Source organism: Streptosporangium sp. NPDC053982 (assembly GCF_055585205.1).
The window spans coordinates 367,910-382,232 of the sequence record NZ_JBVJKQ010000003.1; the positions used below are offsets into that span (position 1 = coordinate 367,910).

The 14,323-nt window shown below is 74.8% G+C and carries 11 protein-coding genes; 7 read left to right on the forward strand and 4 right to left on the reverse strand.

All coding sequences use genetic code 11. The features are described from left to right. Window positions 1-5: 5 nt before the first annotated feature. Window positions 6-836, forward strand: coding sequence for a class I SAM-dependent methyltransferase (locus tag ACZ6W9_RS06960; RefSeq protein WP_470116860.1), 831 nt, complete (start codon window positions 6-8; stop codon window positions 834-836). A 17-nt stretch (window positions 837-853) separates the two neighbouring features. Here ACZ6W9_RS06960 and ACZ6W9_RS06965 read toward each other — a convergent pair whose 3' ends face one another. After that, window positions 854-1,315 (reverse strand): RDD family protein, encoded by a 462-nt coding sequence (locus ACZ6W9_RS06965; protein WP_389955111.1) that lies wholly within the window; start codon window positions 1,313-1,315, stop codon window positions 854-856. A gap of 261 nt (window positions 1,316-1,576) precedes the next feature. On the opposite strand from ACZ6W9_RS06965, the gene glnA reads away from it, so the two are divergent. Continuing rightward, window positions 1,577-3,001 (forward strand): type I glutamate--ammonia ligase, encoded by a 1,425-nt coding sequence (gene glnA, locus ACZ6W9_RS06970; protein WP_362940467.1) that lies wholly within the window; start codon window positions 1,577-1,579, stop codon window positions 2,999-3,001. A gap of 472 nt (window positions 3,002-3,473) precedes the next feature. Here glnA and ACZ6W9_RS06975 read toward each other — a convergent pair whose 3' ends face one another. Then, on the reverse strand, window positions 3,474-4,085 hold the full coding sequence (locus ACZ6W9_RS06975) for a hypothetical protein (protein ID WP_389955115.1): 612 nt from the start codon (window positions 4,083-4,085) through the stop codon (window positions 3,474-3,476). 298 nt (window positions 4,086-4,383) lie between these two features. Here ACZ6W9_RS06975 and ACZ6W9_RS06980 point away from each other — a divergent pair, with 298 nt between their 5' ends. The 5 genes from ACZ6W9_RS06980 (at window position 4,384) to ACZ6W9_RS07000 (ending at window position 9,690) form a co-directional block, all read left to right on the forward strand. Next, entirely contained in the window at window positions 4,384-5,781 is a 1,398-nt protein-coding gene (locus ACZ6W9_RS06980; RefSeq protein ID WP_470116861.1) for a sensor histidine kinase, read from the forward strand. Then, the gene (locus tag ACZ6W9_RS06985) at window positions 5,778-6,461 is read left to right on the forward strand and encodes a response regulator transcription factor (RefSeq protein WP_362940479.1); all 684 of its coding nucleotides are present in this window, start codon (window positions 5,778-5,780) and stop codon (window positions 6,459-6,461) included. The genes ACZ6W9_RS06980 and ACZ6W9_RS06985 overlap by 4 nt, the downstream gene beginning before the upstream one ends. Before the next feature lie 227 nt (window positions 6,462-6,688). Beyond that, window positions 6,689-7,753: a sigma-70 family RNA polymerase sigma factor gene (locus tag ACZ6W9_RS06990; protein ID WP_389955121.1), complete on the forward strand. Its 1,065-nt coding sequence runs from the start codon at window positions 6,689-6,691 to the stop codon at window positions 7,751-7,753. 101 nt (window positions 7,754-7,854) lie between these two features. Further along, window positions 7,855-8,667: a C40 family peptidase gene (locus ACZ6W9_RS06995; protein ID WP_389956293.1), complete on the forward strand. Its 813-nt coding sequence runs from the start codon at window positions 7,855-7,857 to the stop codon at window positions 8,665-8,667. Window positions 8,668-8,694: 27 nt separating this feature from the next. Next, on the forward strand, window positions 8,695-9,690 hold the full coding sequence (locus tag ACZ6W9_RS07000) for an LLM class flavin-dependent oxidoreductase (protein ID WP_470116862.1): 996 nt from the start codon (window positions 8,695-8,697) through the stop codon (window positions 9,688-9,690). A gap of 26 nt (window positions 9,691-9,716) precedes the next feature. On the opposite strand, the gene ACZ6W9_RS07005 is transcribed toward ACZ6W9_RS07000, so the two are convergent. Both ACZ6W9_RS07005 and ACZ6W9_RS07010 read right to left on the reverse strand, forming a co-directional pair. Then, window positions 9,717-10,916, reverse strand: coding sequence for a hypothetical protein (locus ACZ6W9_RS07005; RefSeq protein WP_470116863.1), 1,200 nt, complete (start codon window positions 10,914-10,916; stop codon window positions 9,717-9,719). A 246-nt stretch (window positions 10,917-11,162) separates the two neighbouring features. Continuing rightward, a complete protein-coding gene (locus ACZ6W9_RS07010) occupies window positions 11,163-14,249 on the reverse strand; it encodes a bifunctional [glutamine synthetase] adenylyltransferase/[glutamine synthetase]-adenylyl-L-tyrosine phosphorylase (protein ID WP_389956296.1) in 3,087 nt (1,028 codons plus the stop codon). Between the last annotated feature and the right edge of the window lie 74 nt (window positions 14,250-14,323).

Sequence of the window (14,323 nt, forward strand, 5' to 3'; positions counted from 1 at the left end):
GGCCGATGGACCTCGCAGGGGTGGCTCGGCGCCGGGTGGACGCCGCCGGCACCTCCCGGGCCAACCGCGGCTGGTGGGACTCCGCCGCCGACGACTACCAGGCCGAGCACGGCGGGTTCCTGCGCGACGCGGGCTTCGTCTGGTGCCCGGAGGGCCTGGACGAGGCCGACGCGCGCCTGCTGGGCGACGTCGCTGGCAGGGACGTCCTGGAGATCGGCTGCGGCGCCGGGCAGTGCGGCCGGTGGCTGGCCGCTCAGGGCGCCAGGGTCGCCGCCTTCGATCTGTCCTTCCGCCAGCTCCAGCACTCCCGCCGGATCGACCTGACCGGCGATGACGGCGACGGTGACCCCGGCGACGGCGGCGAGCCGCTGCCGGTGGTCCAGGCCGACGCCGAGGCCATGCCGTTCGCCGACGAGTCGTTCGACCTGGCGTGCTCGGCGTACGGCGCGCTGCCGTTCGTGGCCGACGCCGGGGCGGTGCTCCGCGAGGCCCGCCGGGTGCTGCGACCCGGGGGACGCCTGGTCTTCTCGGTCAGCCACCCGGTCCGCTGGGCCTTCCCCGACGACCCGGGCCCGCGCGGCCTGACCGCCGACCGGTCCTACTTCGACCGCTCCCCCTACGTGGAGGTCGGCGAGGACGGGCGGCCGTTCTACGTCGAGCACCACCGCACGATGGCCGACTGGGTCGGGCACGTCGTCGCCTCAGGGCTGGTCCTGGAGGGCCTGGTGGAGCCGGAGTGGCCGGACGGCCACGAGCGCGAGTGGGGAGGCTGGAGCCCGCTGCGCGGCCGCCACCTGCCGGGGACCGCGATCTTCAGCTGCGCCCGGCCCGCCTGACCGCGCGCCGTACCCTTTCAGGTGCGCACGACCACGGTGCCAGCCGCGCGGTCGTGCAGGCCACGCTGGTCGCGGTCCCAGATCAGGGCCGGTACGGCCAGGCAGAGCAGCACGGTCCGCACCACCACGGGGAGGAAGGGCGGCCGCCCGCCGCCGAGCGTGGCGACCCGGATGTTGAGCAGGCGCATGCCGAGGGTCATGCCGGTGGTGCCGACCAGGAGGATGTACTCGGCCGCCAGGACCAGGAGCGGGACCCAGCTCCCCCGGACGGGGTCGATCCGCAGCAGCCCCTGGGTGATGGCCCAGGCGCAGATCAGCCAGTCGATCACCAGCGCGCCGAGCCTGCGTCCGAACCCGGCGACCGATCCGGCGCCGTGCTCGGGCAGACCGAGCCGCTCCCCCGGGTAACCGAGGTCGACGCCCGCCGACCGGACGCCGCCGAGCCACGTCTGGGTCCAGCGGGGTTGCCTGCTGTTCATGGCCCAACGGTATCCGCCCGCGCCGCCGCCCCCGAATCCGCCCGCGCCGGTTACCGGGACCGTACGGGTGGGGGTGGGCGGGAGGCGGCGACGGGACGTGAAACTCCGGCAAAGGTCAACGCATCCGCGCAACCGGGCGTATCCGGGCGGCTACCGTGGACGGAGGCCGTGCTTAACACGAGTGAAACAGTCGAGACACGGGGCAGTAACGGCACAGTCCTACCTTCGGCACTGTCAGCCCGTGTCCCTTGGGAGGTTCGCGTGTTCAACTCCGCCGACGACGTCCTGAATTTCATCAGGGACGAAGGCGTGCAGTTCGTCGACGTCAGGTTCACCGACCTGCCGGGGACGACGCATCACTTCACCTTCCCCGCGGAGAACTTCGGGGCCGGCGTCTTCACCGACGGTCTGATGTTCGACGGCTCGTCCATCCGCGGCTTCCAGGCCATCCACGAGTCGGACATGCTGCTGCTGCCCGACCCGTCCACCGCGGTCCTGGACCCCTTCCGGCAGCACAAGACGCTCAACATCAACTTCTTCGTGCACGACCCGCTGACGGGTGAGGCCTACAGCCGCGACCCGCGCAACGTGGCCCGCAAGGCGGAGGAGTATCTCAAGGGCACCGGCATCGCCGACACGGTCTACTTCGGTCCCGAGGCCGAGTTCTACATCTTCGACGACGTGCGGTTCGAGACGAGCGCCCACTCGAGCTTCTACCACATCGACTCCATCGAGGGCGCCTGGAACACCGGCAAGGCCCAGGACGGCGGCAACCTCGGCTACAAGCCGCGTTTCAAGGGCGGCTACTTCCCGGTGCCTCCGATGGACCACTTCACCGACCTGCGCTCGGAGATGGTGCGCCGCCTCATCGACGCCGGCGTCGAGGTGGAGATGCAGCACCACGAGGTCGGCACCGCCGGCCAGGCGGAGATCGACTTCCGCTTCGACACGCTGCTCAAGGCCGCCGACACGATGATGCTGTACAAGTACATCGTCAAGAGCACGGCGCAGGAGTACGGCCACACGGTCACGTTCATGCCCAAGCCGATCTTCGGGGACAACGGCTCCGGCATGCACTGCCACCAGTCGCTGTGGAAGGACGGCGAGCCGCTGTTCTACGACGAGGTGGGCTACGCCGGCCTGTCGGACACCGCCCGCTACTACATCGGCGGCCTGCTCAAGCACGCCCCGTCGCTGCTGGCCTTCACCAACCCGACGATCAACTCCTACCACCGCCTGGTCCCGGGCTACGAGGCCCCGGTCAACCTGGTCTACTCGCAGCGCAACCGCTCGGCGTGCATCCGCATCCCGATCACCGGGTCCAACCCCAAGGCCAAGCGCATCGAGTTCCGGGTGCCGGACCCGTCCTGCAACCCGTACTTCGCCTTCGCCGCCCAGCTCATGGCCGGCATCGACGGCATCCGCAACAAGATCGAGCCGGTCGAGCCGGTCGACAAGGACCTGTACGAGCTTCCGCCGGAGGAGGCCCGTGACATCCCGCAGGTGCCGGGGTCCCTGCCGGAGGTGCTGGCCGCGCTGGAGGCCGACCACGAGTACCTGCTGGAGGGCGGCGTGTTCACGCCGGACCTGATCGAGACCTGGATCGCCTACAAGCGCGAGAACGAGATCGACCCGCTGCGCCTGCGTCCGCACCCGCACGAGTTCGAGCTCTACTACGACGTCTGAGCCCCTGAGCCTCCGGCCCGCGTGAACACCGGCGGTCAAGCCGCCAGGGCACACAGGGCACTCAGACCTCCCGCGAAAGGCCGTCGACCGTCCCGCCACCGAGGGCACGCTCGACGGCCTTCCGCATGCGCTCCTCCCCGGCGGCATGAAGTGGGTGCGGGTCCGCGGCGTGAACCCGGGGCCCTCGTGGCCGGGGAACGCGGACGGCCCTGACCTGGCTACCCATGATCGAGGTGTTTTCCCAGGCGCATGATCAGGCACCTGAGATCACCCGGATCTACGGGGGCAGGGCGTGCTCAGGGCACACGCCGCGCAAGGCGATGAGAACCTGTGAACGGTGAAAGTGCTGCTCACAGGCATGATGAGACGGCTGTCGCAGGTCAGGGCGGATAGCCGGTCGGATCTACGACGTCTGGCCGGTCGCGGGGCTCGGGGCCCCGCGCGAGGCCCCGGCGGGCGGACCGCCGGGGCGTCAGCGGGCACCCGCCCTGCGCCGCCGGTAGGCCACGACGGCCACGGCCAGCAGCGGCCCCCAGGCGGCCAGGGGCGCGTAGCACACGACCAGGATCGGCAGCCCCGGCCCGCCGGGGGCGAGCAGCGGGTGGTCCGCCGGCGTCGTCACGAGCCTGTTCACCATGACGACGCCCAGCAGCGTCGCCAGCACCGTGCCCGTCCAGGCGGGGATGAGCACGGCGCGCGGCGGCAGCGTCCGCCCGCCGAGCCGGGGAACCCACCGGGGGACGACCTCCCCCCACGGGCGGATGAGCCCGAGCGCCAGCAGGGCGAAGCCCTCGGACAGGACGCACAGGGAGAGGATGTATGCCTTCTCGCCCGTCCCCATCTCCTCGGCCACGTAGCGCTCGACGCCCTCGCTCAGGCCGAGCGGGAACCCCGTCAGCATGGCGACGCGCCACAGGGTGGACGGCAGCGGCGCCAGCACCGACAGGTGGGTGACCCACCGCGCCCAGCGCTGCACCTGCCCGGAACGGACCTCACGGACCGCACGGACCTCGGGGCCCTCCGCCCGCCGGGCGGGCGCGCGGTGCTCTCCGGGGTGGACGGGGCGGGTGTCGTTCGGTGTCATGCATTCGATCCTGGCGGCGCGGCGCGGGCCGTACCTCGGCCGCGAGGACGGTTCCCGTCCTGCTCCCCGGGGAGCACGCTACCTCCGGGGGAGCAGCGGCTCCGGCGGACGGTCCAGCCGGAGGAGCAGTGGGTCCGGCCGGACGGGCCCACTGCTCCGGCCGTACGGGCCCACCGGCGGAGCGGCGGTTACGGCGGACGGATCCACCGGCGGAGCGGCCCTCCCCCGCGGACCGGCGGTCCGGCGCCCGCTCCCCGCGCTCGCGGAGGTCCGCGGACCCGGGTTCTAAGCTGGGGTGGTGCTCCCCCGCCCGCCGCTCTCCCGCAAGGCGCTGGACCCGCTGCTCGCCATGGTCATGGTCCCCGTGCAGGTCGTCGGCGTGCACCTCGTCTCGGGACCGGTCTACGTGCTCGACGCCGGCGGCGCGCCGGTCGAGCTGAGGAGCAGCCCGGTCGACTGGTTCGCCCACGCCGTGGCGGTGATGTCGGCGCTGGCGCTGTGGGTCCGCGGCCGGCGGCCGATCCCGGCGCTCACCGTCACCACCGGCCTGTTCGTCGTCTACACGATCGCCGGCCATCCCCTCGGGCCGATGGTGCTGCCGGTGATGATCTGCCTGTTCACCGTGGCCCTGTCGCTGCGGCACCGGCCGGCGGCCGCGCTGGCGTTCGCCGTGGTCGTCGCCGCCGGGGCGATCCGGCTGACCCCCCGGATCATCGGCCTGTACGGCGACGCCGGCCGGGCCGCCGGCGCACTCACCGGGCTCTACGCCTTCCTGGTCGCGGTCTTCGGCGGCGCGGTGCTGCTGGGCGAGGTGATCGGCCAGCGGCGGGCCGCCACGGAGGCGCGGAACGCGGCGGCGGAACGCGAGGCGGAGCGCCGGGTCGGCGAGGAGCGGCTGCGCATCGCCCGGGAGCTGCACGACGTGGTCGCGCACAGCATGGCCGGCATCGCCGTGCAGTCCTCCGCGGTCCTGCGGATGCTCGACGACCCCCCTCCCGAGGTGCGTGCCTCGCTGATGGAGATCCGCAAGGCCAGCAAGGACGCACTGGCGGAGCTGCGGGCCACCGTGGGCACGCTGCGCGACGGTGGCCCAGGGGATGCCGGTGACGCCGGCGACGCCGCGGGGCCGGCCGCGCGAGGGCTGGACCGGCTCGACGCCCTCGTGACGGCCGTGCGCAACGCGGGCGTCCCGGTGGACCTCCACCGGATCGGGTCCGAGGCGCCGCTGCCGCCGCGGGTCGGCCACGCCGCCTACCGGATCCTGCAGGAGTCGCTCACCAACGTCCTGCGCCATGCCGGGCCGGACGCCGCCGCGACGGTCCGGGTGGAGTACGGCCCGGCCGGGCTGCGCCTGGAGGTGACCGACGACGGCCGGGGCCCGGCGGGTGACCGGGCCGGATACGACGGTTCCGGCGGTCACAACGGTTCCGGCGGGCACGACGGGTACGGCGGGCACGGCCTCGCCGGGATGCGGGAACGGGCCGAGGCGGTGGGCGGTTCGGTGGACGCCGGTCCGGCGCCCGGCGGGGGGTTCAGGGTGTCGGCGAGCCTGCCCGTCCCCGCGGCGCCCGCCGTACGGGACGCCGGGAGAAGCGGCGGGAAGAACGCCGGGGTGAACGACGAGGAGAGCGTTGGGAGAAACCGCGGGAAGAGCGGCGTGAGGAACCGCGGGAGAAGCGACGGGGAGGCCGGATGATCCGGGTAGGGATCGCCGACGACCAGGCGCTGGTGCGGTCCGGGTTCCGCGCCCTGCTCGGCACCGAGCCGGGCATCGAGGTCGTCGGCGAGGCCGGGGACGGCGGCGCGGCCGTGGCGCTGGCCGGGGAGCTGCGCCCCGACGTGATGCTGATGGACATCCGCATGCCCGAGGTGGACGGCCTGACCGCCACCCGGCGGATCGCCGGCGATCCCGCGCTCGGCGGGGTCCGCGTCGTGATCCTGACGACGTACGTGGAGGACGCCAACATCTTCGCCGCGCTGCGCGCCGGGGCGAGCGGCTTCCTCGCCAAGGACGCCGAGCCCGAGGAGCTGGTGCACGCGATCCGGGTGGTGGCGCGCGGCGACGCGCTGCTGTCGCCCGGGGTGACCCGCCGGCTGGTGGCCATGTTCGCGCGGGTCCGTGAGCATCCGGAGGCCGACGCGTCCCCGGACGACCTGCGGGTGCTCACCGGCCGGGAACGTGAGGTCCTCGCGCTGGTCGCGGGGGGACTGTCCAACGACGAGATCGCGCAGCGGCTGGACATGCGCCCGCTGACCGCCAAGACCCACGTGAGCCGCGTGCTGGGCAAGCTCGGCCTGCGGGACCGCGCCCAGCTCGTGGTGGCGGCCTACGAGTCGGGCCTGGTGCGGCCCCGCCGGGGCGCCCTCCCGTCCTGACGGTGCGCGGGCCGGTCCCCGCCGGCTGCCGGTTCCCATCGGCTTTTGTCGGTCCCGTCGGCTGTACTGGTCCGGTGTCCGCACTCCGCACGAGGCCCGGGATACGACCCGGGATGCGGGCTCCCGGACGCGGGACCCGGATCCGGGATCCGGGCGCGGGTTTCGGCCCCCGTCTCCCGGAGAGGGGTCGGACCACGCCTCCCGGAGAGGAACGAAAGGCTCACGACATGTCAGGTGACCCGGACGGCGACGACTTCCTCCGCCAGGCCGCTCCGTTCCGGCGCGAGCTGCTGGCGCACTGCTACCGCATGCTCGGCTCCGTGCACGACGCCGAGGACCTGGTCCAGGAGACCTACCTCCGGGCGTGGCGCTCCTACGACCGCTTCGAGGGGCGATCGTCGCTGCGCACCTGGCTGCACCGGATCGCCTCCAACGCCTGCCTGGACGCCCTGGAGAGCCGGAACCGCCGGCCGCTGCCCACCGGCCTGGGCGGCCCCGCCGATCCCGGTGACGCCCTCGTGCGGCGGCCGGAGGTGCCGTGGCTGGAGCCGGTGCCCGACGCCCTGGCCGGTGTCCCGGCGGGCGTCGGGGCCCGCGTCCCGGCGGGCGCGGCCCCGGCCGATCCCGCCGCGGTCGTGACCTCGCGCGAGAGCGTCCGGCTGGCGTTCGTCGCCGCCCTCCAGCACCTGCCGCCCCGGCAGCGGGCCGTGCTGATCCTGCGCGACGTGCTGAGCTGGCGGGCGGCCGAGGCCGCCGAGACGCTCGGCACGACGACGGCGGCCGTCAACAGCGCCCTGCAGCGTGCCCGTGAGCGGCTCGGTCAGGTGGCGCCGTCCGAGGGCGGGACCACCGAGCCGGACGAGCCGGACGAGCGCGAGCTGCTCGACCGTTACGTCGCGGCGTTCCAGGCCAAGGACGTCCCGGCCATCGTGGAGCTGCTCACCGCCGAGGCCGTCTGGGAGATGCCGCCCTTCACCGCGTGGTACCGCGGGCGCGCGGCCGTCGCCCGGCATCTGGCGACGCGGTGCCCGGCCGGCCCCGGAGACCTCCGGCTGCTACCGGTCGGTGCGAACGGTCAGCCGGGGTTCGCGATGTACCTGCGGGACGACGGCGGGTACCGGCCGTTCGGCATCCAGGTGCTCACCCCCACCGCGTCCGGTGTCGCGCACGTGGCCGTGTTCTTCGGTCTCCGGCTCTTCACGACGTTCGGCCTGCCACCGCGCCTGCCAGCGACCCCGCCGGTCTCTCCCCCGCGCTCCGCGCCTCCTTCCCCGGTTACGGCGGGCCGGTGAGCCCGGTCCCGGCAGACCGGTGAAGGCGAGGACCGAGCGCGATCGGCGGGTGAATTAGGCAGAATTGACCTGACTTGCGCCGAGGAGCGGGGGTGAGCGGGATGGCACGGGTCTCGCGGAACGACCCGGAGAGCCGGGCCACTGGGGGCACAGGGCACCCCGGGGACACCGGGGACACGGCACGGTCCGGGGACGGCACCGGCCGCCGCGGCCCGGCGGCCTCGGAGGGCCCGAGGGCCGGGAGCGGCCCGGACCGGAGCCGCAGGCGGGCGGTCGCGGCGGGCGCGGCCGTGCTCGCGGGGGTCCTGGTGGTCGCCGGCGGCTCCGCGCCGCTCCTGCCGGCGGCCCTGAACCGGGTGACGGCCATTGCCTTCGCGATCGAGGCCGGAGGTCACCAGCCGGGCTGGTCCGGCGGCTCGATCCCCTACTCCTGGGGCGGCGGCCACGACACCGCCCCCGGTCCCTCCTACGGCACCTGCCAGGGCTACACCGGCCGGATCCGGCCCTGCCCGGCCACCGCCACCCTGGGCCTCGACTGCTCCGGGCTGGCCCGGTGGGTCTACCACCTGGCCTACGGCCGCGACGTCCTGGGGCCGGGCAACACCGACGACCATGTCAGACGGCTCACCAAGGTGCCGGCCGGCCAGGCCCGCCCCGGTGACCTGGTGTTCTACGGCGAGATCGGCAAGCGTACGGTGAAGACGCACCACGTCGGCGTCTACATCGGCGGCGGCGAGATGGTGAACGCGCTCCGGACCGGCACCGAGGTGCGGATCGACCCGGTCAACGCGGTCAAGGACTTCGCCGGCTACTTCCGGTACCTTCCGCCCTTGGGCCCCGAGGCGATCCCCCAGGCCGCCGCCGTGGACCGTTCCGCCCGCCATGACCGTCCGGACGTCCTCTCGCTACGGTGAGGGTCCGCGAAGATCTCAGGAGCCCCCATGCGCCTCGGCGTCATGTTCGACCGCGATCTCCCCCCGGAGTCGCTCGTCCCCTTCTGCCGCCACCTCGACGCCACGGAGGTGGACGACGTCTGGGTGGTGGAGGACCTCGGCTGGACGGGGGCGATCTCCTCGGCCGCCACCGCGCTCGCCGTGACCTCGCGGGTCCGGGTCGGCATCGGGATCACCCCGGCCCCGCTGCGCAACCAGGTCCTGCTGGCCATGGAGCTGGGCAACCTGGCGCGCATGCATCCGGACCGGCTCGCCGCCGGGATCGGCCACGGCGTCCAGGACTGGATGCGCCGGGCGGGCGCGGCGGCTCCCTCGCCGCTGGCGTTGCTGGAGGAGACCATCGTGGCGGTCCGGGCGCTGCTGCGCGGGGAGACGGTCACCACGCGGGGCCGGGCCGTACGGCTCGACGGGGTACGGCTGGTGCACCCGCCGGCGGTGCCTCCTCCGGTGCTCGCCGGGGTGCTGGGACCGCGCTCGCTGGAGCTGTCCGGGCGGGTGGCGCAGGGCACGATCCTGCCGGAGGGGTTCGGCCCCGAGCGGATCGCCGGGGCCCGCGGGCTGATCGGCGCCGGCGGGCGCGGGCGGGCCCTCCCCGCCCCGGGCGGCGGCGTGCCGGCGCCCGGTGGAGGCGGGTCGGCGCCCGGCGGCGGCCCGGACGGCGAGCGTGGATCAGCCGGCGGCGGGGACGGGCATGGCGGTGACGGGCCGGGCGGCGGCCACGAGGTGGCGGTGTTCACCCATCTGTACGTCGACGACGACCCCGCCCGGGTCCGCGAGGCCGTCCGGCCCTCCGCCGTGGAGACGGGGTCGTTCCTGGGCGTCGTCCCGGACGAGGTGCCGATGGCCGCGGGCACGGCGAAGACGGCCGCCGCGCACGTCAGGGCACTGTGGGCGGCGGGGGCCGGCACGGTGGTGCTCCGCCCGGTCGGCGACGAACCGCTCCTCCACGTCGACCGGATCCTGGCGGCGCTGCGCGACGGCTGACCCGCCCGACGCGGGCCGTGCCGGCCCTACCCGGAGCGGCGGTCGCGCAGGCCGGTCAGGCGGCGCAGGACGTCCCACCAGAAGGACGCGCCGAACAGCAGGGCGATCACGGTGATCAGGTATCCGGGCCAGTGGCCGGGGCTGATCAGCCGGTCCCACCACGAGGCGCCGTTCCAGTTGAAGGAGGGGTCGCGCTCGCCGTCCGGGGGGATCGTCACGCTCACCAGGGAGTGATCGAAGATCTTGACCAGCGCCGGCGAGCTGAACGCCTCGGTCACACAGTCGTACGGCTCGGCGGTGCCGGACACGGCGCACTTCTCCCGCAGCGCCGCGAGGCCCTCGCCGCCGCCCCCGGCGATGGCGGCCACCCCGGCCCGGTAGGCGTTGTCGCGCAGCAGGGTCTTGCCGTACTCCAGGGAGTCCATGCCGAACACCAGCGTCAGCGCCAGCGCGAGGACGAAGATCACCCATTTGACGTAGCGGCGGTACAGCCCGGACAGCCGTTCCATCTCGCCGTCGAACCAGTTCTCCACGCCCTTGCGGAACCTGCCGAGGTCGCGCTGGGCGCTCTCCCAGACGCCCCGCAGGTGGCCGGCGAGCGGGCTGCCGATGGCCTCCAGCTTGGCGAGCAGGCCCTCGACCCCGCCCTCCTCGGCGGCGACCAGCTCCATCACCGCGCCGGAGAACCGTTCCGGCGGGATGTCGGAGATGCTGGTCCGCGCCCCCTTGGGGTGGTCGATCTCGCGCAGCCGCTCGTACAGGCGCTCGGTCATGTCCACCCGCGGGGCGGGCACGGGATCGGCGTCGGACGCCGGATCACCGGCGGGGACGGCACCGGTGGCGGACGCGGGACCGTCGGACGTGAGGCCGTCGGACGGGACACCGGCGGATGCGACGCCGGCGGGCATGTGGCCGTCGGGCGCGGGGGCGGCCGTGGACCCGGGGTCGGCGGGCACCGGCTCGACCACCGGCGGCGCGGGCTCCGCCTCGTGGCGGGGGCGCGGGTCGGAACCGGAGAACGGCAGCCGGGCGAAGACGTCCGTCACCTTCGCCGGAACCCACGACCGGCCGTCCCCCCGGGCGCCGTCCAGGGTGTCGCGGAGATAGGCCCACAGGAACTTGCTACGGATGCCGAAAAGCCGGACGAGGGCCTCGTTGGCCCCGCTCACCATGAGCGAGAGGAACAGGAAGGCGAGCACCAGGCCGATGGCCAGGTCGATGTACACCGATATCAATATGGATCACCCGCACCGTTGATACACGCCCGTCCCATCGGGCGCAACGGGATCGGCGAAAGAGACGGGGACGGGCATGACGGACCCCCGCGCCACGACGCCCTCCCGGAGCGGCCCGCGGCCCAGATTCCGCGGCCCACGAGCCACGAGCCAGGGTCCGGAGGACCGGGAGGCTGGGGGTCCGGGGGCCGGGGTCCGGGATCTGCGGCCTGAGGCCCCGGTGCCCGGCGGCGCCGTTCAGTCCTCGTAGAAGGCCCGTTCCATGACGCGCCGGGCGCGGCGGGTGACGCGGCGGTAGTCCTCCACGAAGTCCTGGGTGCCGTCCGGCGGATAGCCCAGGGCCTGGGAGATGAGCGCGCGCTCCCGGCCGTCCACCGGGATGGAGTCGGCGGCCCTGCCCCTGACCAGGACGATGGCGTTGCGGACGCGCGAGGCGAACCGCCACGCCTCGGCGAGCGCGGCCTCGTCGTCGGCCGCCAGCAGATCCTCGGCGACGGCGGCGCGCAGCGTCTCCAGGGTGCGGGTGGTCCGCAGCGACGGCAGCCGCCCGGCGTGGCGGAGCTGGAGGAGCTGGGCCACCCACTCCACGTCGGACAGCCCGCCCGGACCGAGTTTTGTGTGCAGGGCCGGGTCGGTGCCGCGCGGCAGCCGCTCGGCCTCCATGCGGGCCTTGAGCCTGCGGATCTCCAGCACGGCGGTGTCGGGGATGCCGTCAGCCGGGTAGCGCAGCGGGTCGGCCAGCTCCAGGAACGCCTCGCCGAGCGACGCGTCGCCGGCCGAGAACCTGGCCCGCAGCAGCGCCTGCGACTCCCACGGCGACGACCAGCGCCGGTAGTAGGCGGCGTAGGAGGCGAGGGTGCGCACCAGCGGCCCCTGGCGGCCCTCGGGGCGGAGGTCGGGATCGACGATCAGCGGCGGGTCGGGGGCGGGCAGCGCCAGCAGGCGGCGCAGCTCGTTGGCCACCGCGTGGGCGGCGTCGGCGGCGTCCCGCTCGGCGACGCCTTCCAGGGGGGAGTGGACGAACATCACGTCCGCGTCGCTGCCGTAGGAGGGCTCGGCGCCGCCGAGGCGGCCCATGGCGATCACCGCGAACGCCGTGCCCAGCGGGGCGCGCCGTTCCATCCCGACCTTGTCGATCGCGGCGTCCAGCGCGGACTGGAGGGTGGCGTCGTTCAGCGCCGACAGCGCGTGGCCGACCCGTTCGACGTCGAGGTGACCGGTGAGGTCGGCGACGGCCGTGCGGAACAGCTCGCGGCGGCGCAGCCCGCGCACCGCGGCGACCGCGTTCTCGGCCGTCGCCTGGCGGCCCGCCGTGGCCCGCGCCTCCGACAGCAGCGCCTCCGGGGGGCGGGGGGCCAGTTCGGCGTCCGAGCCGAGCATCGCCACCGCCTCGGGGGCGTTCAGCAGCAGTCCGGTGGCGTAGCGGCTGGTGCCCAGCAGCCGGGCGAGCCGTTCGGCCACCGCGGTCTCGTCGCGCAGCAGTCGCAGATACCACGGGGTGGTGCCGAGTTCGTCGGAGACCTGCCGGAAGCCCAGCAGCCCGGCGTCGGGGTCGGGGGCGTCGGCGAACCAGCCGAGCATGACCGGAAGCAGGGTCCGCTGGATCGCCGCGCGGCGGGAGACGCCGCTGGTGAGGGCGCTGATGTGGCGTAGTGCCCCGGCGGGGTCGGTGTAGCCGAGCGCCTCCAGTCTCGCCTGGGCCGCGGCGGTCGACAGCCGGGCCTCGGACTCGGGCAGCCGGGCCACGGCCGGCAGCAGCGGCCGGTAGAACAGCTTCTCGTGCAGCCGCCGCGCCTCCATGGCGTGCCGCCGCCAGCGGGCGGTGAACGCCTCCACCGGGTCGCCCGTCATACCCAGTGCCCGGCCCAGCCGCCGCAGGTCGGCGGGGTCCGCGGGCACCACGTGGGTACGGCGCAGCCGGTGGAGCTGGAGCAGGTGCTCGACCCGGCGCAGGAACGCGTACGCCTCGGCGAGGGCCTTGGCGTCGTCGCGGCCGACGTAGCCGCCGCGCGACAGGGCGGCGAGTGCGGGGAGCGTGGCGCGGCGGCGCAGCAGCGGGTCCAGGCGGCCGTGGACGAGCTGGAGGAGCTGGACGGCGAACTCGATGTCGCGCAGCCCCCCGGGCCCCAGCTTGATCTGGCGTTCGGCGGCCTCGCCGGTGTCCCTGCGGACGTGGTCCTCGACCCGGCGGCGCATGGACTGCACGTCCTCGACGAACTTCTCGCGGGTGGCGGCCTGCCAGACCATCTCGTTCGCCGCTCCGACGTACCGCTCGCCGAGCTCGGTGTCGCCGGCGACCGGCCGGGCCTTCAGCAGCGCCTGGAACTCCCAGGTCTTGGCCCAGCGCCGGTAGTAGGCCAGGTGGCTGGCGAGGGTGCGGACCAGCGGGCCGGCCTTGCCCTCGGGGCGCAGTGCGGCGTCCACCTCCCACAGCGCGCCCTCGGGGGTGGTGGCCGAGCAGGCCCGCATCATGCCCTGGGCCAGGCGGGTGGCGAGCCGGAGCGCCTCGGTCTCGTCGCCGCCCTCCTCGGCCGGTTCTGCGACGAAGACGACGTCGACGTCGCTGATGTAGTTCAGCTCGCGGGCGCCGCACTTGCCCATCCCGATGGCGGCCAGCCGTACCGCGTCCGCGCCGGGGTGCTCGGCCCGCGCGACGGCGAGGCCCGCCTCCAGCGCGGCCCCGGCCAGGTCGGACAGCTCGGAGGTGACCTCCGCGAGGGAGGCGGCGCCGGTGACGTCCCGGGCGGCCAGGTGGAGCAGCCGGCCGCGGTAGGCGACGCGCAGCGCCGACAGCGTCTCGGTGCCGTGCCCGTCGGCGCGGGGCCGGGGGTCGCCGGGGTCGGCGCCGACCGCGCGCAGCAGCCCGGCCCGCAGGTCCCGGGAGGCGGGGCGCCGTACGGCCCGCTCGTCGGCGAGGAGGGCGAGGTGCTCGGGGTGCCTGACCAGGTGGTCGCCGAGGGCGGCGCTGACGCCGAGGACACCGAGCAGCCGCGCGCGCAGGCCCGGGTCGGCGCGGAGCGCGCCGAGGACGCCCGGGCCTCCCGGAGCGCCGGGACCACCGTGGCCTCCCGGGCCGCTCGGGCCTCCGGGACCGGCGGGACCGGCGGGGTCTCCCGGAGCGCCGGGGCCGCCCGGCTCGCCGGGGTCCCGCTCGACGAGCCGGGTGAGGGAGGTCAGGGCCAGGTCGGGGTCGGCCGTGCCGACCAGGGCGTCGAGCAGCTCCAGGTCACCGGCCGCCTCGGGACCCAGCTCGGCGAGCAGCCGCTCGGCCCTGGCTCCGTCGGCGAAGCCGAGCCGGGCCAGCCGCCCGGCGGTCGTCTGCATGCGGGGCACGGTCTCCACCGACCCTCCGTCGTCTCACGGTCACGAGTCGTCCATCACGGTCACGGATCGTCTTC